The organism is Phaeovulum sp. (assembly GCF_047638075.1).
GTDB lineage: Bacteria > Pseudomonadota > Alphaproteobacteria > Rhodobacterales > Rhodobacteraceae > UBA6197.
This window is the reverse complement of the sequence record NZ_JBLJBV010000077.1, coordinates 1-25,725: the sequence shown is the minus strand read 5'-3', so window position 1 is coordinate 25,725 and position 25,725 is coordinate 1. Positions and strand designations below refer to the sequence as shown.

Annotated in this window: 26 protein-coding genes and 1 tRNA gene; 15 read left to right on the top strand and 12 right to left on the bottom strand. The window is 59.3% G+C overall.

The window, feature by feature from the left end; all coding sequences use genetic code 11:
• Positions 1–72: 72 nt before the first annotated feature.
• The 3 genes from ACM62R_RS12170 to ACM62R_RS12160 form a co-directional block, all read right to left on the bottom strand.
• Positions 73–1,146, bottom strand: coding sequence for a 5-(carboxyamino)imidazole ribonucleotide synthase (locus ACM62R_RS12170; RefSeq protein ID WP_415184320.1), 1,074 nt, complete (start codon positions 1,144–1,146; stop codon positions 73–75).
• Complete coding sequence (gene purE / locus ACM62R_RS12165; protein WP_415184319.1) at positions 1,139–1,624, bottom strand: 5-(carboxyamino)imidazole ribonucleotide mutase; 486 nt, start codon at positions 1,622–1,624, stop codon at positions 1,139–1,141. Before purE ends, ACM62R_RS12170 begins: the two co-directional genes overlap by 8 nt.
• Positions 1,625–1,707: 83 nt before the next feature.
• Positions 1,708–1,926: a YdcH family protein gene (locus tag ACM62R_RS12160; protein WP_415184318.1), complete on the bottom strand. Its 219-nt coding sequence runs from the start codon at positions 1,924–1,926 to the stop codon at positions 1,708–1,710.
• 226 nt (positions 1,927–2,152) lie between these two features.
• Between ACM62R_RS12160 and ACM62R_RS12155 the strand changes: the two genes are divergently transcribed.
• The 4 genes from ACM62R_RS12155 to ACM62R_RS12140 all read left to right on the top strand — a co-directional run bounded on the left by ACM62R_RS12155 (position 2,153) and on the right by ACM62R_RS12140 (position 5,649).
• The gene (locus ACM62R_RS12155) at positions 2,153–2,566 is read left to right on the top strand and encodes an Hsp20 family protein (RefSeq protein ID WP_415184317.1); all 414 of its coding nucleotides are present in this window, start codon (positions 2,153–2,155) and stop codon (positions 2,564–2,566) included.
• 10 nt (positions 2,567–2,576) lie between these two features.
• The gene (locus ACM62R_RS12150) at positions 2,577–2,804 is read left to right on the top strand and encodes a DUF1150 family protein (protein ID WP_415184316.1); all 228 of its coding nucleotides are present in this window, start codon (positions 2,577–2,579) and stop codon (positions 2,802–2,804) included.
• Between the two features lie 136 nt (positions 2,805–2,940).
• Positions 2,941–3,402, top strand: coding sequence for a (2Fe-2S)-binding protein (locus ACM62R_RS12145; RefSeq protein WP_415184315.1), 462 nt, complete (start codon positions 2,941–2,943; stop codon positions 3,400–3,402).
• Between the two features lie 3 nt (positions 3,403–3,405).
• Positions 3,406–5,649, top strand: a complete 2,244-nt coding sequence (locus ACM62R_RS12140; protein WP_415184314.1) for a molybdopterin cofactor-binding domain-containing protein — start codon at positions 3,406–3,408, stop codon at positions 5,647–5,649.
• Positions 5,650–5,736: 87 nt separating this feature from the next.
• On the opposite strand, the gene ACM62R_RS12135 is transcribed toward ACM62R_RS12140, so the two are convergent.
• The 4 genes from ACM62R_RS12135 to ACM62R_RS12120 all read right to left on the bottom strand — a co-directional run bounded on the left by ACM62R_RS12135 (position 5,737) and on the right by ACM62R_RS12120 (position 9,747).
• The gene (locus tag ACM62R_RS12135; RefSeq protein WP_415184313.1) at positions 5,737–6,099 is read right to left on the bottom strand and encodes a response regulator transcription factor; all 363 of its coding nucleotides are present in this window, start codon (positions 6,097–6,099) and stop codon (positions 5,737–5,739) included.
• Positions 6,096–6,485 carry a hypothetical protein gene (locus ACM62R_RS12130; protein WP_415184312.1) on the bottom strand — a complete coding sequence of 130 codons (390 nt, stop codon included), beginning with the start codon at positions 6,483–6,485 and terminating at the stop codon, positions 6,096–6,098. Before ACM62R_RS12130 ends, ACM62R_RS12135 begins: the two co-directional genes overlap by 4 nt.
• Before the next feature lie 880 nt (positions 6,486–7,365).
• The gene (gene ilvN, locus ACM62R_RS12125) at positions 7,366–7,926 is read right to left on the bottom strand and encodes an acetolactate synthase small subunit (RefSeq protein ID WP_415184311.1); all 561 of its coding nucleotides are present in this window, start codon (positions 7,924–7,926) and stop codon (positions 7,366–7,368) included.
• A gap of 66 nt (positions 7,927–7,992) precedes the next feature.
• Entirely contained in the window at positions 7,993–9,747 is a 1,755-nt protein-coding gene (locus ACM62R_RS12120; protein ID WP_415184310.1) for an acetolactate synthase 3 large subunit, read from the bottom strand.
• Positions 9,748–10,287: 540 nt separating this feature from the next.
• Here ACM62R_RS12120 and ACM62R_RS12115 point away from each other — a divergent pair.
• Both ACM62R_RS12115 and ACM62R_RS12110 read left to right on the top strand, forming a co-directional pair.
• Positions 10,288–10,857, top strand: coding sequence for a TRAP transporter small permease subunit (locus tag ACM62R_RS12115; RefSeq protein ID WP_415184309.1), 570 nt, complete (start codon positions 10,288–10,290; stop codon positions 10,855–10,857).
• Positions 10,854–12,545: a TRAP transporter large permease gene (locus tag ACM62R_RS12110; protein WP_415184308.1), complete on the top strand. Its 1,692-nt coding sequence runs from the start codon at positions 10,854–10,856 to the stop codon at positions 12,543–12,545. Before ACM62R_RS12115 ends, ACM62R_RS12110 begins: the two co-directional genes overlap by 4 nt.
• A 61-nt stretch (positions 12,546–12,606) precedes the next feature.
• On the opposite strand, the gene ACM62R_RS12105 is transcribed toward ACM62R_RS12110, so the two are convergent.
• The 4 genes from ACM62R_RS12105 to ACM62R_RS12090 form a co-directional block, all read right to left on the bottom strand.
• Positions 12,607–13,713 carry a TRAP transporter substrate-binding protein gene (locus ACM62R_RS12105; RefSeq protein WP_415184307.1) on the bottom strand — a complete coding sequence of 369 codons (1,107 nt, stop codon included), beginning with the start codon at positions 13,711–13,713 and terminating at the stop codon, positions 12,607–12,609.
• Between the two features lie 178 nt (positions 13,714–13,891).
• Positions 13,892–14,725 carry an arginyltransferase gene (locus tag ACM62R_RS12100; protein WP_415184306.1) on the bottom strand — a complete coding sequence of 278 codons (834 nt, stop codon included), beginning with the start codon at positions 14,723–14,725 and terminating at the stop codon, positions 13,892–13,894.
• A 134-nt stretch (positions 14,726–14,859) separates the two neighbouring features.
• Positions 14,860–15,348, bottom strand: a complete 489-nt coding sequence (locus ACM62R_RS12095; protein WP_415184305.1) for a DUF2852 domain-containing protein — start codon at positions 15,346–15,348, stop codon at positions 14,860–14,862.
• A gap of 125 nt (positions 15,349–15,473) precedes the next feature.
• The gene (locus ACM62R_RS12090) at positions 15,474–15,944 is read right to left on the bottom strand and encodes a YbaK/EbsC family protein (protein WP_415184304.1); all 471 of its coding nucleotides are present in this window, start codon (positions 15,942–15,944) and stop codon (positions 15,474–15,476) included.
• A gap of 126 nt (positions 15,945–16,070) precedes the next feature.
• Here ACM62R_RS12090 and ACM62R_RS12085 point away from each other — a divergent pair, with 126 nt between their 5' ends.
• The 9 genes from ACM62R_RS12085 (at position 16,071) to ACM62R_RS12045 (ending at position 25,574) form a co-directional block, all read left to right on the top strand.
• Positions 16,071–18,866 carry a glutamine-synthetase adenylyltransferase gene (locus tag ACM62R_RS12085; RefSeq protein WP_415184303.1) on the top strand — a complete coding sequence of 932 codons (2,796 nt, stop codon included), beginning with the start codon at positions 16,071–16,073 and terminating at the stop codon, positions 18,864–18,866.
• A 14-nt stretch (positions 18,867–18,880) separates the two neighbouring features.
• Positions 18,881–19,156 (top strand): hypothetical protein, encoded by a 276-nt coding sequence (locus tag ACM62R_RS12080; RefSeq protein ID WP_415184302.1) that lies wholly within the window; start codon positions 18,881–18,883, stop codon positions 19,154–19,156.
• 439 nt (positions 19,157–19,595) lie between these two features.
• The gene (locus tag ACM62R_RS12075; protein WP_415184301.1) at positions 19,596–20,093 is read left to right on the top strand and encodes a hypothetical protein; all 498 of its coding nucleotides are present in this window, start codon (positions 19,596–19,598) and stop codon (positions 20,091–20,093) included.
• Positions 20,090–20,428, top strand: a complete 339-nt coding sequence (locus tag ACM62R_RS12070; protein WP_415184300.1) for a hypothetical protein — start codon at positions 20,090–20,092, stop codon at positions 20,426–20,428. Before ACM62R_RS12075 ends, ACM62R_RS12070 begins: the two co-directional genes overlap by 4 nt.
• A complete protein-coding gene (locus ACM62R_RS12065) occupies positions 20,425–21,678 on the top strand; it encodes an AAA family ATPase (RefSeq protein ID WP_415184299.1) in 1,254 nt (417 codons plus the stop codon). The genes ACM62R_RS12070 and ACM62R_RS12065 overlap by 4 nt, the downstream gene beginning before the upstream one ends.
• Positions 21,679–21,841: 163 nt before the next feature.
• Complete coding sequence (locus ACM62R_RS12060; RefSeq protein WP_415184298.1) at positions 21,842–22,387, top strand: head-tail connector protein; 546 nt, start codon at positions 21,842–21,844, stop codon at positions 22,385–22,387.
• Between the two features lie 91 nt (positions 22,388–22,478).
• Positions 22,479–23,990 (top strand): terminase large subunit domain-containing protein, encoded by a 1,512-nt coding sequence (locus ACM62R_RS12055; protein ID WP_415184297.1) that lies wholly within the window; start codon positions 22,479–22,481, stop codon positions 23,988–23,990.
• Positions 23,987–24,307 carry an HNH endonuclease gene (locus ACM62R_RS12050; RefSeq protein WP_415184296.1) on the top strand — a complete coding sequence of 107 codons (321 nt, stop codon included), beginning with the start codon at positions 23,987–23,989 and terminating at the stop codon, positions 24,305–24,307. Before ACM62R_RS12055 ends, ACM62R_RS12050 begins: the two co-directional genes overlap by 4 nt.
• Position 24,308: 1 nt before the next feature.
• Positions 24,309–25,574, top strand: a complete 1,266-nt coding sequence (locus tag ACM62R_RS12045) for a tyrosine-type recombinase/integrase (protein ID WP_415184295.1) — start codon at positions 24,309–24,311, stop codon at positions 25,572–25,574.
• Positions 25,575–25,639: 65 nt separating this feature from the next.
• Here the strand turns inward: ACM62R_RS12045 and ACM62R_RS12040 are convergent.
• A tRNA-Cys gene (locus ACM62R_RS12040) sits at positions 25,640–25,713 on the bottom strand.
• Positions 25,714–25,725 lie beyond the last annotated feature (12 nt).

Genomic DNA, 25,725 nt, shown 5'->3' with positions numbered 1-25,725 from the left:
GGGGGCTGTCTGCCCCCGCCGCCCCGTACCGGTGCGGCCCCCCCGAGAGTATTTTTGCCAAACAAAAGCCGATCAGGTTTTGGTCATGATCCGGTTGATGTGACCCATTTTGCGACCGGGTTTGGCCTCGGCCTTGCCGTAGAGGTGGATCGCGGTCCGGGGGGCGCGGGCGAGGGCGGGGATATCGTCCACGTCGTTGCCGATCAGGTTGCGCATTTCGATATCGGCGTAGCGGCTACCGTCGCCCAGTGGCCAGCCTGCGATAGCGCGGATGTGCTGCTCAAACTGGTCGATGGCGCAGCCCTGTTGCGTCCAATGGCCGGAATTATGGACGCGGGGGGCGATTTCGTTGACTAGGAGTCCCTCGGCTGTGACGAACAGTTCGACCCCTAGAACGCCAACGTAATCGAGCGCGTTGAGGATGCGTGCCGCGATCAGCACCGCATCGGTGCGTTGGGCGGCGGTGATCTGGGCAGGCACCGTAGTGGTGTGCAAAATACCGTCGCGGTGGATGTTTTCGCCGGGGTCGAAGGCCGCCACCTCGCCCGAGGTGCCGCGCGCCGCGATCACCGAGATTTCGCGGCTGAAGGTGATGAAGCCTTCAAGCACGGCTGGCGCACCCGCCATTGCGGCCAGCGCCGGGGCAGCATCGGTTGGCGCCAGGATTCGGGCCTGCCCTTTGCCATCATAGCCAAGGCGGGTGGTTTTCAAGATTGAGGGGGTGCCGATGCGGGTGAGCGCCTGATCGAGGCTGGCGGCGTCGTTTACCTCGGCCCAGGGGGCGGTGGTCAGGCCGATGCTGCCCAGGAAGGTTTTTTCCGCAATCCGGTCCTGGCTGATGGCGAGCGCGCGGCGCCCGGGGCGGATGGGGTGGGTGCTTTCCAGCAGGTCGAGTGCGGCGGTGGGGATGTTTTCAAATTCGTAGGTGATGACATCCACCGAGGCCGCGAAAGCGGTAAGAGCCGCGGCATCGGCGTAGTTGGCCGTCGTCACCCGGTCGGCCACATGACCTGCAGGAGGATTGGCGCCGGGTTCGAAAATATGGGTTTTGAAGCCAAGCCGCGAGGCTGCGACCGAAAGCATCCGGCCCAGCTGACCGCCGCCAAGAATACCGATGGTAGCGCCGGGGGAAAGGGGGTCATTCATCGCGCGGCTCATCGGAGATTGAGGCGGAAAGGGCATCGCGCCATGCGTCTAGCCGTTGGGCCAGGGCGGGATCTTGAAGTGCCAGAATACCTGCGGCCATCAGCCCTGCATTCGCCGCCCCCGCTGCGCCGATTGCCATGGTGGCGACCGGGTACCCTTTGGGCATCTGTACGATGGAATAAAGACTGTCTACACCCGAAAGCGCCTTGGTCTGAACCGGCACGCCCACAACCGGGATCCGGGTTTTCGAGGCCATCATGCCGGGCAGATGGGCGGCACCACCGGCGCCTGCGATAATCACCTGAAGCCCGCGGCCAGCGGCGGCCTTGCCGTAGGCCCAAAGCCGATCCGGGGTGCGGTGTGCCGATACGATCCTGGCCTCATACGAAATGCCCAGTTCATCCAGCACGGTGGCGGCCTCGCGCATCGTGGGCCAGTCCGATTGGCTGCCCATGATGATTCCCACTTTGACGCCCATCTATCTTTCCCCGTTGATCTGGCGCGCACTATAAACACGCGGGGCCGCCATGCAATGACCGGGGCCGGGTAAAACGGGGGTGATCAGGCGATGATGTCGGGGGTCAGCATGTCGTCCAGCCGGGCGATCTGATCTTTCAGGGACAGTTTTTGTTTTTTCAGACGTTTCAGTGTCAGCGGATCGGCGCGACCCGATTGGGCAAGCGCTGCGATAGCCTCATCAAGGTCGCGATGTTCGCGCCTTAGCACTTCCAGTTTGACGCGAAGCACCTCTTCGGGGTTCATTTCGATATGTGCATTCATGCCGAATCTCGGAGTGTAAGGGTTGCGCTAAAGACGGCCGCCCCCTGAGTCGCGGGGCGCCTGAACTTAATATAGCGATTCCCGTGCGTTGCGGGGATAAAAAACATGCTCCCTGTTAAAGGACGGTTAACTCTTGCAGCGGTGCATGCTGCTTCCCATATTCAGGATGCGGGTCGCCTGTGGTTGGGGCCCGTTTTAGCAACGTCGCTTTGTGAAGGGCTTGCAGATGACGAAACTCAGCTTTGGGTCGCACCCATATCTTTTGGGGTTTGACCAGTTGGAACGGTTGGTAGAACGGACCGCAAAGACCGGATCCGACGGCTATCCGCCTTACAACATTGAACAATCCGCGCCGGATGTGTTTCGCATCACCCTTGCCGTTGCCGGGTTTGCCGAGGCTGATCTTGCGATCAGCATGGAGGACCGGGCCTTGGTGATTCGCGGGCGGCAGGAAGATGAAGCCGCAGGCCGGGTGTTCTTGCACCGGGGTATCGCCGCGCGCGCGTTCCAGCGCAGCTTTGTGCTGGCAGATGGCGTTGAGGTGGCGGGTGCCGCGTTGGAAAACGGCTTGCTGCATATTGAGTTGAAGCGGGCGCATCCCGAACCGGTGGTGCGGTCAATCCCGATTCGGTGTGCCTGAGGAGAGAGCAATGGATACGAAATTCGACTTTGGCGATCAGGCCGGTGAGCGGATCGTCTATGTGCGCCCGGTCGCGGTAAGCGATCTGCCGCAAGAGGTGCAGGTCCAGGCCGAGGGGCTGGACACGCTTTATGCGCTGCATGATGAGAATGGCGAGCGTTTGGCCCTGTTCAAGGATCGCAGCCTTGCTTTTGTTTTGGCGCGCCAGCATGACCGCCTACCGGTAAGCGTTCACTAAGCATTGCCTTTTATGCTGTTGGCGGGTTTTTTGCGGCGGTGACGCAAGATCACGCGGCTTGGGTGGATAGATAAATGTCAACCAGGTCGCTATGTTTGGCAACGCTGACGCAGGGGCTTGGTGCAGGGGGGCTGGCATGAAGCTGAAGGTGAACGGCGCCGAACACGAGGTCGACGTCGAAGACGACATGCCGCTTTTGTGGGTGTTGCGCGATGAATTGCACATCACCGGGCCAAAATACGGGTGCGGCATTGCCCAATGCGGTGCCTGCACGGTGCATCTGGATGGCGAGGCGGTTCGGTCATGTCAGGTCACGGCTGGCGACGTGGGCGCCGGTGAAATCACCACGATTGAAGGTCTGGGCACGCCCGAGGCGTTGCATGCGGTGCAGGCTGCGTGGGTCGCGCATCAGGTGGCGCAATGCGGTTACTGTCAGGCGGGGCAGATCATGCAGGCCGCCGCTTTTCTGGCCACAACCCCTGATCCAAGCGACGATGACATCAATTTCGCTATGCGCGGCAACCTGTGCCGGTGCGGCACTTACCCGCGTATCCGCGAGGCGGTCAGGACTGCTGCCCGCAATCTGAAGGAAGCCTGACCTATGGGCCGTGCCGGAACAATCGCGCGCCGCAGCTTTTTGATCGGGTCGGCGGCTATGGCGGGGGGCGTGGCCTTTGGCGTCTATGCGGTGCAAAAGCCACATCCGAACCCTCTTTTGGCGGCGGCAGAGACGGGGCAGGCGGTCTTTAACCCGTGGGTAATGGTTAGCGCCGGGAAAATCACCCTGATCACACCGCATACTGACGTTGGGCAGGGGGCGCGCGCGGTTCAGGCGGCGCTGATTGCCGAAGAGATGGACCTTGATTTCGGCCAGTTTGAGGTCAGCCCCGGCGTGCCTGATGCGGCCTATTTCAACACCGCGCTGGCGCATGAAGCGGTGCCGTTCCTGTCAACGGACCAAAGCCTGCCGGCCGAGGTGCTGCGCGGTGCGGTGGGGGCAGTAATCAAACTGATGGGGGTGCAGATCACCGGAGGGTCAACCACGGTTCCCGACAGTTTTGACAAACTGCGCATGGCGGGTGCCATCGCGCGGGAAACGCTGAAGGCGGCGGCGGCAGAAAAGACTGGCGTGCCGCTGGCTGATCTGAAAACCGCCCAAGGCGCGGTGATCCTGCCCGACAAAAGCCGGATCAACTATACTGACCTTGCCGTAATCGCCGCGACGCTTGCCCCCGCCAGAGGTGTCGTTCTGCGACCACCTGAGCAATGGCGGCTTATCGGTAAGCCAATGCAAAGGCTGGACATTTTGGCAAAGTCGACCGGCACGCAGTCCTACGGCATTGATTTGTGGATGGACGGCATGGTCCACGCCACCGTCAAGACAAACCCGCGCCGGGGGGTGATGATCGGCCATGATGCGACCGACGCCGAAAAGATGCGCGGCGTGATCCGGGTCTTGCCGGTAACGAACGGCGTGGCGGTGGTGGCAGATAACACCTGGCGCGCCTTTCAGGCGGCGGATGCGATTGTCTTTGACTGGGGGCCTGCGCCCTATCCGGCCGAACAGGCGGCGCATTGGGCCGTGTTGGAGGCTGCGTTCACCCGTCAAAACCTTGACCGGAAATGGCGCGATGATGGCAATGCAAAAGCCGCGATTGCAGAGGCCGGCGATCGGGCCATTTCGCTGGAATACCGCGCGCCCTATGTTGCGCATCAGCCGCTGGAGCCGTTGTCAGCCGTGGTGCGGGTGGGCGAGGGGCGGGTCGATGTCTGGGCTGGGTCGCAAGTGCCGCGCTTTGCCCAAGACCGCGTGGCCGCGATAACCGGGCAAGACCCTGCGAATGTTCATCTACATAATCAATACGTTGGCGGCAGCTTTGGGCACCGGTTGGAAATGGAGAATATCGCCCTTGCCGCCGAGATTGCGGCACAGATGAAAGGCGCCCCCGTCAAGCTGACCTACCGCCGCGAAGAGGATTTCGCGCAAGACTTTCCGCGCCAGATCGGCATTGGCCGGGCCGTGGGTGTGGTGCGCGACGGCAAGGTTGATACGCTTGATTTGCAAATCGCCACGCCCTCGGCTGCGCGGTCGCAGGCGGAACGCTTGGGCCAGTCTGTGCCAGGGCCGGACGGTCAGATTGCTGCCGGGGCCTGGAACCAGCCTTATGCGTTGCCCAACTTTCGGGTCAGGGCGTACGCAGTGCCGGGGCTGGCGCCGGTCAGCTCGTGGCGGTCGGTCGGGGCCTCGACGGCGGGGTTCTTTGCTGAATGTGCGCTGGATGAGCTGATCCACGCGGCAGGTGGCGACCCGATGGCGGAACGGTTGCGGCTGATGAATGACGACGTTGCGCGCAAGGTGCTGGAAGCGGTTGCGAAGATGTCAGACTGGGGCCGCGCGCTTGGCCCGAACCGGGGCCGGGGGGTGGCATTTGTGCATTCCTTCGGGGTGCCAACCGCCGAGGTCATCGAGGTGACGCGCACCGATCTGGGTATCCGCATCGACAAGGTCTTTGTTGCAGCGGACGTGGGGGTTGTTGTCGACCCGATCAACTTTGACAATCAGGTCAAGGGGGCGGTGGTCTGGGGCCTTGGCCATGCGATGAACGCTGAAATCACCTATGCAGATGGGATGGTCGAGCAAACCAATTACGACAGCCACCCCGGCATGCGGATGGATCAGTGCCCAGAAATAACCGTACGCGGGCTGCAAATTGGCACATCCGTGCGCGGTATAGGCGAGCCACCAGTGCCGCCCGCCGCCCCCGCCCTGGCCAATGCCATTTTTGCGGCGACAGGACAGCGGATCCGCGAAATGCCGTTCAACAAACACATTGACTTTGCCTGACGGGCGGCGGTGCCCTGTTGCAGAGGGGTTGACAAAAACCCGACCGCCACGACGAATGTGGCGGCCCATGCCTGTCTAAAGGCAAGGTTAGCTCGCTGCCTTTTGATTCAAGAACCAGACGGCGGCTTCAGTGCGGTTTGTCACGCCAAGTTTGGCAATGATACGGTGGATGTGCAGCTTTACCGTATGTTCAGACAGGCCCAACTGGGTCGCGATCGTCTTGTTGGGTTGACCCAAGGAAACCATCACCAGCACTTCACTTTCGCGCGGCGTCAACCCGTGCGCTGCGCGTGCCTCTTCGCTGGCGTCTTCGTTCGTTTCTGCGGGCACCGAGACGTCGGCCGAGCGATCCAGTGCCGCTAGTGGACTAAGAAGCACTGGCGGAATGTAATGCCCCCCTGCCATCGTCATCCGCAAGATTGACAGCCAGGTATCCAGGTTCAGGTTCATCGGCAGAAGACTGATCTTGTTCGCGCAAATTGTGGCCGCGTGACGCTGTAGCAGGTCTTGGGCAAAACCTGATGCATGTACGCGATCACGGTGCAGACCCTGCCCAACGGCGACTGACGCGCGCTGCGTGAAATGATGAGGTCCTCGGCATTTTGTTCGTCGACGACAATCGCGCATAGATTGTCGTCTTGAAATTCAGGGCTTTCCATGGCCGAAAGCGATAGCAGGCGCAGCGTATGGGCTGGCGCAATTTCAGTCTGAACAGTTCGCAAAACAGTATCGGGGAATTGCATTGACGATCCGACAAAGCAAATTTTCATCTCATCGCCACTATTGGACGAAACCGTGTTTAAATGTGAATTGGTATGGGATTTGGTAGTAATCATAATACGTTCCTGTCATCTACATGCCGGTTTTCGCAACTAACAAAGGGTAAGCATTAATCTTTGTTAACATAACCATAATGAATACTCCGCAATATGGAAAACTGCACAGGGTAAGGTATTCCCGACCAGAGGCAGATCTGCGCGAGTTTTGGACGGTCTTCGTGAATTCATTTGACTTTTAGCCGCCCTTCTCGAATTCGTGTCGAGTGGTGAATACAGCAATTGCCCGCCGCTGGGGTGTTCGGAGTTTCTACAAACGGTCCTGAAGAAGAATACCCCCTTTCTTAAGTATCTCTTAAGGATGATCGTTTTGTACCAAATTGGATACCTGTCTTTTTGTACAGGGCAGGCTGTAGATGCAGCAGGTATATCGAACGGATAGTTTTGGACGAGGGTACCTGGTCAGATATACTTTCAGTCAGGGAAAAAATCCCAACTTTTTTCCTAAGACTATTGATTAAACATTGATATCATTTGAAAAAATTAGAAAGATTAAAAGCCGCGACGTGGTTGCCTGGATTATCTGCCACCGTCCCTGGCGGGTAGGGCGGATGGAGGACGTAAAACACTAATCGGACGGTGTATATAATTGTATTGCGAATCTGGAATAGATTCTCTGGCAGCGGTTGGGCGAGTATAACCTACCCGGCCATTCCGCCGCCTTCAAACATCTGCCACCCTGACGCTATCGCCATGATTATGCGGGCTGCGCGCATCCATCAAAGGGTAGTTGCGAGGCCGGCCAGCAGCCTTGGATATTTGCCGTGGTTTATATCTGCGTTCTTTCAACCATCGCATATAGGCGTTGTTAGTCTAGCGCCTTGCACTAGGGATCAGGCCTTTCCGGGGGGGCTGATGATTGGCAGGTCGCTTATAGGTGTCAGACACCGCGTGACAGTGCGGCAACGCCAGTACGCGCCACATCCATCAGCCCCAAGGGGCGCATGAGATCGGCAAAAGCATCGATTTTTTCGGGCGTTCCGGTGATTTCAAACACAAAGCTCTCTAACGTGCTGTCCACGACGTTGGCGCGGAAAATATCGGCCAAGCGCAGCGCTTCAACCCGCTTTTCACCGGTGCCGGCCACCTTGAACAACGCCAGTTCCCGCTCAACTGAGCGGCCTTCCAGCGTCAGATCATGGACCCCATGCACCGGCACGATCCGGCCCAATTGTGCCTTGATTTGCTCAATCACCGAAAGGGTGCCGCGTGTGACGATGGTGATCCGCGAACGGTGGCCCTGGTGGTCCACCTCGGCCACGGTCAGGCTGTCGATGTTGTAGCCACGTCCCGAAAATAGCCCGATCACTCGTGCCAAAACGCCCGCTTCGTTGTCAACCAGCACCGCGAGGGTATGGCTCGCCTCGACTTGGCTATGACTGTCACGCAGGTCATAGGCCGAATGCGAAGTCGAACCCTTCTTGATGTTCAAAGCCGCCATGATCTTCTCTTTCTTTCTGGTCCAAATATCCCGTGGGGGTTCGGGGGGCGCAGCGCCCCCCTGCGCTCACACCAAAACCGCCCCTTTGGCACCGATTGCGCCCTCGGTATCGGCATCACCCAGGATCATTTCATTGTGCGGCTTGCCCGAGGGAATCATCGGGAAGCAGTTTTCATGCTTTTCAACGAGGCAATCGAAGATCACCGGCCCGTCATAATCCAGCATCTCTTGAATCGCGTCATCCAGCTTGGCCGGGTTATCGCAGCGGATACCCTTGCAACCAAAGGCCTCGGCTAGTTTGACGAAATCGGGCAGGCTTTCCGACCAGCTCTGACTATACCGCTCGCCATGCAGCAATTGTTGCCACTGACGCACCATGCCCAAGCGTTCGTTGTTCAGAATGAACTGCTTGACGGGCGCGCGAAACTGCACCGCGGTGCCCATTTCTTGCATGTTCATCAGCCAGCTTGCGTCGCCGGCCACGTTGATCACCAGCGCGTCTGGATGCGCGACCTGCACCCCGATCGAGGCGGGCAGGCCGTAACCCATCGTGCCCAAACCGCCCGAGGTCATCCAGCGGTTCGGTTCCTCAAAGCCCAGGTATTGCGCGGCCCACATCTGATGCTGGCCGACCTCGGTGGTGATATAGCGGTCGCGACCCTTGGTCAGTGCCTCCAACCGTTCCAGCGCATATTGCGGCTTGATCAGCTTTGTTGAGCCCCGATAGGCAAGGCAGTTCCTGGCCTGCCATTGTTTGATCTGCGCCCACCATTTGGCCAAGCCGGCAGTGTTCAGCTTGCGCCCTCGCGCCTTCCAGATTTGCAGCGCGTCTTCCAGCACTTGCCCCACGTCACCCAGGATCGGCAGGTCCACCTGAATCACCTTGTTGATCGAACTTGCGTCGATATCGACGTGCACCTTGGTCGATTTTGGGCTGAAATCCGTGATCCGCCCGGTAATACGGTCATCAAACCGCGCGCCAAGGTTGATCATCAAATCACAGCCGTGCATCGCCAGATTGGCCTCATAAAGCCCGTGCATCCCCAGCATTCCCAGCCAGTTCGCACCCGAAGCGGGATAGGCGCCAAGCCCCATCAGCGTCGAGGTGATCGGAAAGCCCGTCGCCTCTACCAGTTCGCGCAAAAGCACGCTGGCTTGCGGGCCAGAATTGATGACGCCGCCACCGGTATAGAATATTGGCCGTTCAGCGGTTTCAATCAGCTCAACCATCCGGGTTATGGCGTCAATGTCGCCTTTGATCTTCGGTTGGTAATGGTCGACCCGCGCGGCCTTGGGCTCTGTATAACGCCCGGTTGCAAACTGCACATCCTTGGGAATGTCGATCAAGACGGGGCCGGGCCGCCCCGTGGTTGCCACATGGAACGCCTGGTGAAGGGTCTCGGCCAGCTTGTCGGTGTCCTTCACCAGCCAGTTGTGTTTCGTGCACGGACGGGTGATGCCAACGGTGTCGGCTTCCTGAAACCCGTCGGTCCCGATCATGAAGGTTGGCACCTGCCCAGAAATCACGACCAGTGGAATACTGTCCAGCAGCGCATCCACCATACCCGTGACCGCATTCGTCGCCCCCGGCCCCGAGGTCACCAGCACAACCCCCGGTTTCCCGGTCGAGCGGGCATATCCTTCGGCCATATGCACGGCGCCCTGTTCGTGGCGTACCAGAATGTGCTTGATGTCGTTTTGCTGAAAAACCTCATCATAGATTGGCAGCACCGCCCCGCCGGGGTAGCCAAACACCACATCCACGCCCTGATCCTTCAGTGCCTGAAGCACCATTTTAGCGCCGGTCATTGCCCGTGACATATCCATCTCCATCAACCCGTCAGGCAAGAAAAAGCCCCCGATCCTGCCGGGGGCGCATGGAAGCCGAACAGTTCGTCCGTTACCGACCCATACGCCAAATCCCAATCTTTACAAGGATCGCGGCCATCGCTTGCCCCTTTACCGTCTGGGCGGACATTATGCACGGGCTTGAGAGGCGTCAATGCCAAAATCCTGAATATTATGTCGCAGGTAGCGGAAAATTCTTTCTTAAAATTACCAAAAGGACAAGTTCAAGGTAACTTTCAAAAATTCGACCGTCTCCCCTTTCTGTTTGCGCGTGGTTTCACGGTGGGCCACCGACGGAATTTCGTTCACACTTGCGTTTGTAGGTATGTGGCTGACAAAACCCGGTCAACGAACCTTGGGCGGTTCGCGCTATCTTTCATGGCCAATCACGCCGGGCCCCTGCCATGGAGCCTAATTTGTTGACGCCTGTGCATCGTTCCACCATAGCAAACACGCAAAACGAAAGTCAGGCTCCGCCATCGGAACTTTCTGAATAAGATAGGAGAAGACGATATGGGCGGCCTGCTGGCCCTTTCGCGTGGTATTGACCGGATCAACGAGATGGTCGGAAAATCCGTGTCGTGGTTGATCTTGATTGCGATCCTGGTCAGTGCGGTCAACGCGATTATCCGAAAGACGATGAACATTTCGTCAAACGCATGGCTTGAACTGCAATGGTACCTTTACGGGGCAGCTTTCCTGTTGGCGGCGGCTTATACGCTTAAGCAAAACGAACATATCCGCATAGATATTGTCTATAACGCCTTGTCGCGGCGCGCGCAGCACTGGGTTGATCTGTTGGGGCATCTGCTGTTTTTGATGCCCTTTGTGACCCTGATGATCTGGCTGTTCCTGCCTTGGGTCGGCATGTCGATCCGCAGTGGGGAGTATTCGAACAATTCTGGCGGATTGATCATCTGGCCGGCCAAGACGCTGCTGCTGGCCGGGTTCGGATTGCTTTGGTTTCAAGGCGTGTCAGAGATTATCAAGAAGATCGCGGTAATGAACGGATTGATACCCGATCCGCCACAGGACACAGCTGCGCAAGAGACCGGAACATTACCGCGCGAGGGTTCGAAATGATGGAACTTATCGCGCAGAACATGGCGCCGATCATGTTTGCTTCTTTGGTGTTCTTTTTGTTGATCGGTTATCCGGTCGCGTTTGCGTTGGCTGCCAACGGGTTGTTGTTCTTTGTCGTCGGGGCTGAATTGGCGCCCCTGTCGGGCGGGTCGATCAACCTTAGCTGGCCGCTGCTGAATGCGTTGCCAGAACGGTTCTGGGGGGTCTTGTCGAATGAGACATTATTGGCCATCCCCTTCTTTACCTTCATGGGGATCGTGCTGGAGCGATCCGGCATGGCCGAGGATCTGCTGGACACGATCGGTCAGTTGTTTGGCCCCGTGCGCGGCGGTCTGGCCTATGCGGTGATCATCGTTGGCGCGCTGCTGGCGGCGACCACCGGCGTCGTTGCGGCCAGTGTGATAGCCATGGGGTTGATCTCGCTTCCGATCATGTTGCGCTATGGCTATGACCGCAGGGTCGCCACCGGGGTGATTGCGGCCTCGGGGACGTTGGCGCAGATCATTCCGCCCAGCCTCGTGCTGATCGTTCTGGCCGACCAGTTGGGCCGGTCTGTGGGCGATATGTACAAGGGCGCGCTGCTGCCGGGTTTGGTACTGACCGGGCTTTACATGGGATATGTGCTTGTGATGTCGATCTTTTATCCAAGGTCGATGCCGGCATTGCCCAAAGAGGCGCGTACGCTGGGTGCGGGGGTCATATCGCTGATCGTGGCGTTGGCCCTGGCGGGGGCAGTGTTTCATTTTGCACAGCAATGGCTGCAACCGGGTCATGGCGCAAACGCGGGCATCCTTGCTGCGGCGCTGGCGGTGATTGTGATTTATCTGTTGGCGCTTTTGGACAGGACGCTAAAGACCAATGCGATGTCGCGGCTGGCGCAGCAGGTGGTGATTGTTCTGATCCCGCCATTGGCGTTGATCTTTCTGGTGTTGGGCACGATTTTTCTGGGCGTCGCCACCCCGACTGAGGGCGGGGCGATGGGCGCCATGGGCGCGCTGGTGCTGGCCGGTATCAAGGGACGGCTAAGCCGTGATGTGGTCAAACAGGCGTTGGCCACAACGACGCGGCTGTCAGCTTTCGTGATGTTCATCTTGCTTGGTGCGCGGGTATTTTCGCTGACCTTCTACGGCGTCAACGGGCACCTGTGGGTAGAACACCTGCTGACCTCTTTGCCGGGGGGGCAAACCGGCTTCCTGATCGTGGTGTCGATCATGGTTTTCCTGTTGGCGTTCTTTCTGGACTTTTTTGAGCTGGCTTTCATCATTGTGCCCCTGTTGGCCCCCGCTGCCGAAAAGCTGGGAATTGACCTGATCTGGTTTGGTATCATCCTTGGGGTGAATATGCAGACCTCATTCATGCATCCGCCGTTTGGATTTGCGCTGTTCTATCTGCGGTCGGTCGCCGCCAAGGTTCCTTATCTGGACAAGGTGACCGGCCAGAAGATGGCGCCGGTAAAGACCTCTGAAATTTATTGGGGGGCGGTACCATTCGTGGTGATTCAGGTGGCGATGATTGCGATTGTCATCAATTTTCCGGGCATCGTGATGCATTACAAGGGCCCTGGAATTGACCCATCAGCTATAGAGATGACCTTACCCGCCATGCCGGGCCTTGGTGGCCTGGGGGCGCCGGTGGGTGGTTTGAGTGGGGGTGGCCCGAATTTTGGAACGCCGCCCGCTGCAAACTGAGACGCGCGCCTAATGCAAAAAGGCCCCGTGTTTGCACGGGGCCTTTGCCATTGATGTCAGATCACAGCTTGCCGTTGCGTTGCTGGATCATCATGAACGTGTCGTAATTATATTCCGCGATCTGAGCCCATAGATAGTTGTCGTTGCGGAAAGCCTTGATTGATTGCCACAGTGTTGCAAACTCGGGGTTGCTTGCCTCCATCTCGGCGTAGACCTCATTGGCGGTGTTGAAGCACGCTTCAAGGATCTCTGGGCTGAAGGGGCGTAGCAAGGCGCCCTTGGCTACCAGCGATTTGATCGCTTTGGGGTTCTTGTAGTCATATTTCTGCAGCATGTCGGCATCGACGGCCTGGCAGGCGGTTCGCACCAGTGACTGATAAGCCGGTGGCAGCGACTCATAGGCTTGCTTGTTGAACATGAAGTGGACCGACGGCCCGCCTTCCCACCAACCGGGATAGTAGTAGTAGGGCGCGACCTTGTAAAAGCCCAGCTTTTCATCGTCATAGGGGCCAACCCACTCCGACCCGTCAATCGAGCCCTTTTCCAGCGAGGTGTAGATATCACCGCCAGCGATCTGCTGAGGCACCACGCCCAGTCTTTCGAGGACTTTGCCCGCAAAGCCGCCAACGCGCATTTTCAGGCCTTTAAGATCCTCAATCGTGTTGATTTCCTTGCGGAACCATCCGCCCATCTGCACGCCGGTATTACCGCCTGGCAAACCGAAAAGCCCCTGTTTGGCCAGGAATTCATTATAAAGATCAATCCCGCCGCCGTGGTAGTGCCACGCATTGATGCCGCGTGCAGACAGCGAAAACGGAACCGCCGCAGCCACGGCCCAGGCAGGATCCTTGCCCCAGTAGTAGTAGCCGACCGTATGGCTGACTTCGACGGTGCCTGCGGCGGCAGCGTCCGCAGCCTGCAACCCCGGAACCAATTCACCAGCCGCGAAGACCTGGATTTGAAAGTTGCCATCTGTTGCTTCGCTCAGCATCTTTGACAAAACACCGGCGCCGCTAAAGATCGTGTCCAGAGATTTTGGGAAGGATGAGGTAAGACGCCATGTTATTTTGGGCGTAGCTTGTGCCAGGGCGGGGGCGGCCAGGGTGCTGGCGGCGGCAGCGCCCGCGCCACCAATGGCGGCCTTGGTCAAAAATGAACGACGATCCATAGCGCTTCCTTCCGAATAGCGAATTTGTTCACAGGGGTAAGCTGTCGCCACCCTCAACTGTTGGGAACCTTGCATATGGTATCAGGGCTGTCCACAAAAGTGCGCCTGCTGCCTGAATTAATTGTGGGGTATTCCTGTCAACCCGTTGATTGCCGGGGGCATTGACGGCCGGGTGGGGTTAGCCGCTGCGGCTGGTGTCGGGCAGGGCGATGCGTGCGACTTGCTCTGCTATCGGGTCGACAGATAGGGGATGGGTTTCGTTACTGTGGTCCTCGGGGTTGCCGATTGGCTGCCATTCGCCATTCTTGAAAATCTCAAGCGCGCCGAATTTAGCCTTGTAGCCCATCTTGCGGCTGCCCGGAACCCAATACCCCAGATAGACATAAGGTAACCCGGCGTTTCGCGCGATATCCACATGGTCCAGGATCAGATATGTGCCCAAGCTGTCATCTACGCGGTCGGGGTCATAGAATGAGTAGACCATTGACAACCCGTCATCCAGGACGTCGGTCAGGCAGACGGCGGCCAGCGGTCGCGATGTCTCTGTCTGGGCGTTGATGCTGCGGTATTCCACGACGCGGGACTTGACCGGCGTTTCTTCGATCATTGCCGCGAATTCAAAAATATCCATATCGGCCATGCCGCCATCGGCGTGACGACTGTCAAGATACCGTCGAAACAGGGTAAATTGCTCTTCGGTCGCCCAAGGGCTGGTCGCGATGCGCTTCAGGTCGGTGTTGCGCCTCAGTGTGCGACGCTGGGCGCGGTTCGGGGCGAAGTCCGCAACCCGGATGCGGGCTGAAAGACAGGCCGCGCAATCAGCGCAAGAAGGGCGGTAAAGTACATTTTGCGACCGCCGAAATCCTTGTCTCGATAGTGTGTTGTTCAGTTTGTCCGCGTTTTCACCTTGCAGCGCCGTGAATAATTTGCGTTCAGACCGCCCGTCCAGATATGGGCAGGGTTGCGGCGCGGTTACATAGAACTGCGGAACGAGCGGAAGTGAGTGGCGCATAATTGGGCCGATGTTGACAAGGTTTTGCAAAGGCTAGCAACTTCGAAGCGTTCCGCCAAGTCTAATCCTGATGTAAAGCCCCGCCTTTTGGGCGGGGTGTTCAATATTTGCAGCCAGACAAGATTGGCGGGCTTTTAATAACGGTCCGTTCCGGCCTTGTCGTCCGACGCGCTTTCGCCACCCGATTCAGCCGCAGCTTGGGCGCGCTCGTCCATATATTGGTCGAATTCGGCCTTGTCGCGACTTTCGCGCAAGCGGCGCATGAAGGCCTCGAATTCGGTCTGTTCATGTTCCAGCCGCGCCAGCGTATCGGCCTTGTAGGCGTCAAAAGCCGCGTTTCCGGTTTGGCCGCCCGTGTGACGTGCGTGAAAGTTATGGTGGCGGCCCCGGTGGGCGCAATGTCCAAACATGCGTTTACTCCAGATCATATAAGCCAACAGGGCAAGACCCAAAGGCCAAAAGAAGATGAATGACAGCACCATCGCGACAATCCAGGCGCCACGACCGCGCGCATCAAGCCAGGCCTCGGCACGGGCAAGCCAACCGGGGCGGTAGCGGTCATAAGACCAACCAGGCCGTCCGGCCCGATCTCGGGAGGGATCAGAATGTGCGTATGCGGGCATGAGCGTCTCCGTTTCGATACTGGTTGCGTTTATGTAAATACGTTTCACATAAAGCAAGATCGGTACGCTGAAACCCGGATTCAAGGGGCTATGTAAACTTGTTTCACATCACGGCAGGGATCGGCTTAGATCGTAAAGTCTGCCAGTTCCGCCCCGGTAATACGGTGCAGGTCGGTGGGGGCGATTGCAAAAATGTGACGTGGTGTCCCTGCGGCGGCCCATACTTGGGTGAACTCCATCAACCGCGGATCCAGAAAACTGCGCACCGGGGTCAGGTGCCCCACGGGGGCCACGCCTCCAATCGCGAACCCGGTTTCGCTGCGGATCAATCCGGCATCGGCCTTGCCAAGGGTCTGCGCAGCTACCGCACTCGCCTTTTCCGGGCAGACGCGGTTTCCGCCGGCAGTTATGAATAAAACGACATGCCCGCTTTCGGTGCCGCGAAAGATGATCGACTTGGCGATTTGATCGACCGTGCAGCCGGCGGCCATGGCGGCCTGTTCGGCGGTGCGCGTTTCAGCGGCCATCTCGACAATCTTGACCATAACGCCGGCGTCTTGCAACGCCGCTGCGACCCGTTTCATGCTTTTGCTCATGGTTGCCCTTGTTTCGACAGGATTGCCGCTGTTGAATGCGGCGTGATGCTGGGGAATGTCTAGACCCATAAGCATGCGGCTTGAAAGTCCCGTTGACCTTGCCGGATGCACGGGTAGTGTCGGTGCATGACATTCGCATCCCGCCTGTCCCGTTGCCCGATCCCGCATGAGGTGGCACGCGCCAGCGATGCCGCGACGCGATTTGCAGCACTCCCCCCCGAGATTGGCGCGCTGATGGCAGGTGCCGCGGGCTGCAGCCCCTATCTTGCGGCATTGATGGCCCGCGAGGCCGAGTGGATAGAAGGCGTGCTGACCGGCAGCCCCGAAGCTGGGTTGGAAACCGCTTTGGCAGGGCTGGATGAGCTTGCCGTTGACGTTCTGGGGGCAGGGCTGCGGCAGGCCAAGCGACGGGTGGCGTTGTTGGTCGGCTTGGCCGATCTGGGTGGCGTCTGGCCGCTGGCGCAGGTAACCGGCGCGCTGACGCGGCTTGCCGATAGGGCGGTGGATCTGGCGCTGAAGCGGCTGGTGGCCGAAGAAATCCGCCGGGGCAAACTGCCCGGTGCTACGCCTGATGATGCTGCGGCCGCCGCGGGTATGGTCGCTATCGCCATGGGCAAGGGCGGCGCGTATGAGCTGAACTACTCGTCCGATATCGACCTGATCTGTCTTTTCGACGAATCCCGCTATGCCCCGGATGAACAGATGGAGGCCCGCGCCGCCTTTATCCGCGTCGCCCGCAAAATGACCGCGATGCTGTCGGACCTGACCGCCGAAGGCTATGTTTTCCGGACCGATCTGCGGCTGCGCCCCGATGCCAGCGTCACCCCGGTGTGCATATCCATGGCCGCCGCCGAGGCATATTACGAGGCCGAGGGCCGCACCTGGGAACGCGCCGCCTATATCAAGGCGCGCGCCTGTGCCGGTGACATCGCTGCGGGTCAGCGGTTTCTGGACGCGCTGACCCCGTTTGTCTGGCGCCGCCATCTGGACTTTGCCGCAATTCAGGATGCGCATGACATGCGGCTCAGGATCCGCGATCACAAGGGTCTGCATGGCCCGATCAGCCTGCCGGGCCATAACCTGAAGCTGGGGCAGGGCGGTATCCGCGAGATCGAGTTTTTCACCCAGACCCGGCAGTTGATCGCAGGCGGGCGCGACCCCTCACTTCGCGATAGCAGCACCGTCGGCGGGCTGGCCGCGCTGGCCGCCAAAGGCTGGGTGCCGCCGGATGTGGCCAATGATCTGACCCGCCATTACCGCGCCCTTCGCGAGGTTGAGCACCGCGTCCAGATGGTCGGTGATCAGCAAACCCATTTGCTGCCGACCGCCCCCGAGGCGCTGGACGGGATTGCCCGGATGATGGGCGCGTCCGATACCAAGACATGGGGCGATGCGCTTTTGGCGCGGCTGGAGCGCGTCGAAGAACTGACCGGTGGGTTTTTTGCCCCTTCCGAAGCTGATGACATCCCCGATCTTTCACCCGCAGCGCGGGCCATCGTTGGCGGCTGGCTTGGATATTCTGCGCTGCGCTCCGTGCGGGCCCGGGGTATCTTTCGCCGCGTCCAGCCCGATATTCTGCGCCGGATGCAGCGTGCCGCCAACCCTGATGAGGCCCTGCGCCAGTTTGACGGGTTTTTGGCCGGATTGCCCGCCGGGGTGCAGCTTTTTTCGTTGTTTGAGGCGAACCCGCAGTTGATCGACCTGATTGTCGATATTTGTGCCACCGCGCCGGGGCTGGCCACATATCTCTCACGCAATGCGGGCGTGTTGGATGCGGTTCTGGGGGGCGGTTTCTTTGCGCCCTGGCCCGGCGCAGCCGGTCTGACCAAGGCGCTGGCGGCGGCGCTGGCCACCGCGCAGGATTATGAAAAGAAACTGTCGACCGCCCGGCATTGGCAAAAAGAATGGCACTTTCGTATCGGCGTGCATCATCTGCGCGGCCTGGTCGATGCCGCCGAGGCTGCGCGCCAATACGCCGATCTGGCCGGTGCCACGGTGGCGGCGATCTGGCCCGAGGTGCAAGCGGAATTTGCGCGCAAACATGGGTCTTGCCCGGGGCGGGGGGCGGTGGTTCTGGGCATGGGCAGCCTTGGGGCCGAACGGTTGAATGCCGCATCGGACCTTGACCTGATCGTGATCTATGACCCGGCCGGGGTCGATATGTCAGATGGCCCGCGCCCCCTGGCGACGCGGCCATATTATGCGCGGCTGACGCAGGCGCTGGTTACCGCTCTTTCGGCGCAGCTTCCCGAAGGCCGGCTATACGAGGTGGACATGCGGCTGCGCCCGTCAGGTCGGCAGGGGCCGGTGGCAACCGCGCTTGCAGGGTTTCGCGCCTATCAGATGGACGAGGCCTGGACGTGGGAGCATCTGGCGCTGACCCGCGCCCGCCCGATCGCCGGCGACCCCGCACTTTGCGCCGAAGTCGAGGAGGTGCGCCTGGCGGTGCTGCGTGCAAAGGGCCGTGCGGCAAATGTCATGCCCGATCTGGCCGAGATGCGGGCGCGGATTTTTGCCGCCAAGGCGCCAGATGGCGAGTGGGAGGCCAAGATCGGCGCCGGGCGTCTGCAAGACATCGAACTTCTGGCGCAATCCTTCGCACTGCGCGCCAGCGATCCGGCGCGTCGGGTCGAGGCGCAGCTGCGGCTGGGTCTGCGCGCGGGTTTTCTGACGAAGGATCAGGAAGGCGCCTTGGCATCGGCCTATCGTTTCTTGTGGCGCCTTCAGGCCGGCGGGCGGCTACTGACGGAAAAACCCTTGGACATGCATAGGATAGGCGAAGGTGGGCGGGCATTTTTATTGCGCGAAGTGGCTGAATCAGACTTGGACGCCCTTGCCGCACGCCTTGCGCGCACCACCTGCGAGGTGCAAGCAATACTTGAGCAGGCGCTTGGCGCCGCTGATTATGGTGCGGGTGGATAATGGCGAGGAAAATCATGGAAATGACGCAGGCAGACCCGAAGGGGTTGATCCGTGAAAGTTATCGGATTGAGGGGATCGGGCCGGAAGAATGCCGCTCGATCTTTCTGGATTGGGCGCTCAGTCTCGCGCCCGGGGTATCACCGCAAGAGGCAATGCGCGCAGTGTTGGCCCATTATGGGGCGGTGGCAGAGGCGAGTCACCCGATGACCGCCGTTCTGACGGACGGGTTGACCCAAGCGCAGCGTGCAGGGGGGCGCCGGGGCGGGCGTGCCGCCCGTTTGGGCGGCTGATCACCGCACCTGCCCCTTGGCCGCGCTTTTCAAACCTGCGTTCATCGCCGCCCCCGCTGCCCGCCATTTTGTTGGGCGGGGTTTGAAAACGCGCGCAGACGCAACCGCACCCGGACCGAAAGGGCGAGAGGGAGGGGATTTAATGCATCGTGCCTTTCACCTGATACATGATGGACGGATCGGCCGATGCATCGAATTCGGCTCTAGGCTCATCGGCGCGCAAAGGGTTGGCGCCAATTTCTCAAGAAAGAAACACGCGACCCGATGTTGGGCAAACATACCTCGGGCGTAGATCGCCCCCATGGATCCGTCGCAGCATTCCTATTGCGGATAAACCATCCAGGCAGCCTTGTTTTTAAGGGTTTGGATGGGATGGCAACATCATAGGCCAGGTGCCACACTTGAGGCTTATGACGCAAACTGACTGATTTAGAATGAATTGGAGGCGGGTACCGGAATCGAACCGGTCTTCACGGATTTGCAATCCAATCGCTTTCAAAGCAAAAACAACGCACTAAGCGCAAAAAAGTATCAGGACAAGGCGGGAACAGGGCGAGAACCTGAAACCCTACCTATTGGCACGAATGCAAAAGAAAACCCCGGAGCGCTGGCGGGCGCAACCGGAGCGATCAACTTTGAACAGGCGTTCAAGACAAAACACTACCGTGACCGGGCGCAAAGTGCAACTGCTCTGTGCCATTCAATAGCCGATTGTGATCCTCAAGACGCATGCGAAATCATGGCGGCGGCGCTGGCTGATTTGTCAATCGGAATGCCGATTGCGCCGTTCTACAGCCCGATGGATGAAGCGGGTTTCTGGGCAGACTATGCCAGCCGCGCCGAACTGAAAGCCTATGTCCTGGCCTGCTACACCCGCCTGTCTGCGCGGGATCAAGCGGCCTTCCTCGCTTATGTGCAGAGGGGGGCAGCGGCATGAAACACCAACGCTTCCCCGATCTGTTGACCGTCTGGCAACGTGGCCAGTGGTGGCGCACGTTGCCTTATGTCAGAGGCGTTTGGGATGGCCCTTTTGGGCGCACTGAATATCTTGCTGACCGAGACTATCGGGTCATCGCTTACCGTGATGTTTCGGGCATTTGGCAACGTGGCCAGCGTGAGGCGCTGCGAGGCTGCGCCATGATCGAGTCAAACTACATTTGGTCGCCCGGTTCCGGTGCTTCCCCTGCCGTAAACATCACCACGCTAGGCGATCTGCTGGCGCGCTGCGCGCGGCACCCGTCAACCGCATGGGTGATCGAGGGGGCGCAATGATGGCTGATGGCAGTTTTGACCGCATGGCCGAGATTGACGCCATGCACCGTGCCGAAATGGGCGCAGGGTTCCGCCCTGAAGATATGTTGCCCGATGATCCGTTCCCACCGATAGGCGCTTATCAATCCGCTTTTCAGGATCGAAAGCCGGGCAGGAAAGAGGCACCGGCAAAACCGGCACCTACACGCACAAGCCGGTTCTTTCCCGCGTCTGATCTGGAAGGATTGCCGGTTCCAGATCGGCAATGGCTTGTGCCTGATTTAATCCCCTCTGGAACCGTTACGCTGATGGGCGGGGATGGTGGGACCGGCAAGTCTTTGTTGGCGCTGCAACTCGCTGCTGCGGTCGCTCACGGTGGCTTTCCGTGGCTTGGCCGTCACGTCCATGGTGGCAATGTCGTATTCATCAGCGCCGAAGATGATCAGGACGAATTGCATAGGCGTGTTGCCGACGTGGCGCGCGCGGCTGGTGTCGGTCTGGCCGATCTTTCCAACCTGAAACTTCGCAGCCTGGCAGGTGAAGACGCCTTGCTTGCCACACTAGATGCGGATGGTTCATTGTCTGCGACCGATCTGTTCACCGCGTTAGATGAATACGTCACGACAACAAAACCTTCGCTGATCGTGCTGGATACGTTGGCTGATCTATTCCCCGGCAATGAGAATGACCGGGCGCAAGCGCGGCAATTCATTGGCCTGTTGCGCGGGCTGGCCATTCGGCATCAGTGCGCGGTGATGTTGCTATCGCACCCGTCGCTGTCTGGCATGGGGTCTGGTGCTGGCACGTCGGGGTCAACCGCATGGAACAACTCGGTTCGGTCGCGCCTCTATCTTGAACGGGTTATCCAAGACGGTTACGAGCCGAACCCCGATGCGCGGATGCTCTCAACAAAGAAAGCAAACTACGGGCGCACGGGCGGGCAAATCAACGTCACCTATCAGGATGGGGTGTTTGTCGCGGATGCCGCCGAGACCGGGCTAGATCGGGCCTGTGCGTCAATGAAGGCCGAGCGGGTCTTTGTGAAGCTGCTACGTCAAGCCCTAGACCAAGGGCGGCGCGTCAATCACGCGGGCGGGCAGACCTATGCCCCCAAGGTTTTCGCATCGCAGCCCGACTCGGAGGGTGTAACCAAGCGTGCCTTTGGGCAGGCCATGGAAAACCTGTTGGCAGCAAAAAAAATAGTCATCGGAGAGGATGGGCCACCGTCTAAGCGGAGGCAATTTTTAACACTGCCAGAGGTGGCCGAATGACGATTCCAACCCCCTTCCAACCCCTGTTCCACCCCACTTCCAAAGTGGGTTCCAACCCCTATTCCAACCCCTTTCCAACCCCTGTTCCTTCCACCCCCCATACCCCCCGCGTTGCGCCTGCCATTGGCGGCTTGGCGCACGCAAAGAAAAAGGCGGTTTTTTAATGCAGTTTGAACGCACCCCCAAATCCAGCACTGGCGCTGTCACATGGTCGGCACTGTCTGACTATCTGCGCATCACCGATGGCGAACACGTCGAGGCGCTGGCCTTCGCTGATGTGGCCACGGCAGAGATCGAGGCGTATACCGATCTTGCTATTCTCAGCCAGTTGATCACCTGCACCACCGATGATGCACCGGGCCAAGTCATCGCCCTGCCGGTCGGGCCTGTTGCATCGGGCGCAACCGTCACTGTCGAGATCATCGCACAAGACGGCACCGCAACCGCGATGGCATCGGGGTTCTGGCTAGAGGCCGGACGCTTTCCGCGATTGCATTTCATCGACACGCAAGAGGCACGGCTGCGCATCACCTACACCGCAGGGTTCGGCGCTGATGGCCTGTCGGTCCCGGCTGACATCGCCCACGCAATCCTTGCCCATACCGTGAAGCTATTTGATGGGCGCGGCTGCGATGGCATGGGCCATGCACCCGGCCTTTCTCACGCCGCAGCGCGTATTGCGGTGCGCTATCGGAGGGTTTCTCTGTGACGGCTGGAATGGTCCCAATGCCCGAAAGTTTTGGGGGACATGGGTACGAGGTGGGGGGTTATCTCTTTTCGCGTTTGAGTGAGGTTGGTCGATGAAACAGGCATCGAAGGCAATAACTTTCCTTGAGACGCTGCATATCCCCGAGGGTCCGAAGGCGGGGCAACCGATCAAGCTGGCGCCGTTTCAGAAGCAATTCATCCGGGGCGCGCTGGATGATGCGATCAACACGGCGATCCTGTCCATCGGGCGCGGTAACGCCAAGACGGCGCTATCTGCTGGCATCGCCTTGGGGTCATTGCTTGGCATCTGGGATGACCAACCTGCAAGGGAAATCCTTGTCGCCGCCAGGACGCGGGATCAGGCGCGCATAGCATGGCAATTCGTGGCCGGGTTCGCGCAAAGCCTGCCCGATGATCTACAATCGCAGTTGATCTACCGGCGCGCGCCACGTCTGGAAATAGAGTTTACAGGCGACGGAGGCGGTCACTTCCTGCGGGCTATCGCTGCCGATGGCCGGTCGGCTCTGGGGTCGGCACCGACGTTGATCTTGATGGATGAGCGGGGCCATTGGTCGGCAGAACGGGGCGATGATCTGGAACACGCGTTGCTGTCGGGTCTGGGCAAGCGGTCCGGAAAGGCACTGATCATCAGCACAAGCGCGGCTGATGATGCTCACGCCTTTTCGCGGTGGATCGATGAGGAGCACTCGGGCGTCTATGTGCAAGAACATAGGCCACCACCCGGCTTGCCTGCCGATGATCGGGAAAGCCTTTTGATTGCCAACCCCGGCACGAAATACGGCATCGGTGCTGATCTGAAATGGTTAGAGGCATCCGCGCGGCGGGCCATTGCGCGGGGCGGTTCGGCGTTGACTACGTTTCGCCTGTATAACCGAAACGAGCGTATCAGCGGCGAAACCCGGGATCTGCTGTTGACGGTTGATGAATGGATGCACTGCGAGGCATCCGAGTTGCCGCCACGTGAAGGGCCGGTTGTGATCGGCATCGATCTGGGCGGCTCTGCCAGTATGTCGGCCGCGGCGTTCTATTGGCCTGAAACCACCCGCCTTGAATGTGTCGGCACCTTCCCTGCATCGCCTTCGCTGATCGATAGGGGCGCGGCTGATGGGGTGTCCGGTCGCTATGTCGAAATGTGCGACCGTGGTGAATTGTCTGTCCTGGGCGACAAGACTGTCCCGGTCGCGCCTTGGCTGGTGGAGGTCCTAAAGCACGTGGAGGGCGAGGCTATCGCGGCACTGACTGCCGATCGATACAAGCAAGCCGAACTTGGCGAAGCGATGGACCGGGCGGGCGTAGCTGCGCCGGTTGTCTGGCGTGGCCAAGGGTTCCGCGATGGTGGCGAGGATTGCGAGAGGTTCCGGCGCGCGGCGTTTGATGGGCAGGTGAAGGCGGCACCGTCGCTGCTGTTGCGGTCGGCGTTCTCTGATGCGGTCACTCTGCGCGATCCAGCCAATAACCTAAAACTGGCCAAGGCGCGGTCAAAGGGGCGCATCGATGCGGCGGCGGCAACCGTGCTGGCGGTGGCCGAGGGCGCGCGCATGATGGCACGCCCACGACGCGCGGCAAGGATGGTCTGGGGATGACGTATCATCGGCATTCAAAGGCGGTCACGCGGGGGCCGAGGTGGCATTCAATCCGCATGGCGGTCCTGGAACGTGACGGCTTTGTCTGTCGCTCTTGCGGCAAGGGCGGTCGGCTTGAGGTTGACCACGTCAAGCCGGTTCGGTCGCATCCTGAATTGAGTTTTGATCCGGCGAATTTGCAGGCGCTTTGCACGTCCTGCCACACCCGGAAAACGAGATTGGAATGCGGGCATAAGCCCGCATCCGATGACCGCCTGAAATGGCGGCAAGCTGTCGCTGAATTGGCGGCGAAATCTAATCGAGCAAAAAGGATATAACATGCTTGAGTCTGTAAAAATCGCACGGCGGCAAAGCGAAATCCGTCAATCACTGGCAGGTCTTGTCGGCAAGGATAACGCCACCGAAGATGAAATGCGCAACATGGGTGCGCTTGATCTTGAATATCGGAACAATGAAACCCGGTATCGCGCGGCGCTGATCTGCGAAGATACCGAACGTCGCGAGGCGGGGGCCGAACTGGAAACCCGTTCCGGGGCCGAGTGGGCCGCGATGATGGCGGGCTTTGAATTGCGCCAAGTCGCATTAAGCCTTGATGAGGGCCGCGCGCTGGATGGCAAGACGGCGGAAATCGTGCAGGAACTTCGCAGTGCGGGCGAGGCCGGCACCGAAGAATATGATCGCATGTATTGGGAAATCATGACGGGCAAGAGGGCAGAGGGCAAACGCTCTTGGGGTGCTCTGATCGATCTGTTCCGGCAATCTGACAAATGGGCGGCGCATTCGTCGCGCTATCGCCAAGATCTCGAACCTGTCTTTGCCTACCTGATCGAGAAGATCGGCAAGGCAGATGTGGCGCGGTTGACCCAGACAGATATTTACAAAGCGATGGATGCAAATACGCACCGAGTGCGATTTGCAAACTATATTCCAACTGCCATTTCCATGCTGTCAAAGTTTGGCATACGGAAAGCTTGGCGCGCTGATAACCCTGCGATTGGGATCGAGCCATTGAAGGTTCCTGACGCAAAGAAAAAACCGCATATTCCTTGGCCGGATTGGGCGGTGGAGAAGTGGCGCGCAGAGGCCAGTCCGATTGCACGGCTGATCTTTGAGATCGGCGTGGGCAGTGTCCAGCGTCCCGGCGATTGGGTTGGCTTCACATGGGGTGACTATGACGGCGACACGCTTAAGGTAAGTCAAAACAAGACAGGCGTGGCGCTTGTCCTACCTTGCACTTCGGCACTCAAGGCCGCGCTGAATGAGGCAAAAGCAGGACTGAACTTCTTACCTATGCCGAGCCGCTATATCCTGACCAATGCATACGGCGGTCGCATGATCTACCGAACGATGGCAGATACTATGATCAAGGAACGTAAACGCCTTGGCCTGATGCTCTATGATCAACATGCCTTGCGGTATCGCGGCGTCAAAGAGTTGGCTTGGGCGGGTTGCGACGACGACGAGATTGCCAGCTTTAGCGGGCATACGACGAAATCTATGATTGCGAAATATGCGGGGGAGGCGCGGCAGACGATGCGGGCGCGGCAAGCAGCTGCAAAGAGATTCGGAACAGAACAGGACTAGAACGGAAACTTGAGACTCGGAGTGAAACCCTATGAGCATGCATGACGCTATGTCTTTGAAATCATTGGAGGCGGGTACCGGAATCGAACCGGTCTTCACGGATTTGCAATCCGCTGCGTAACCTCTCCGCCAACCCGCCTGCCTTGAGGTG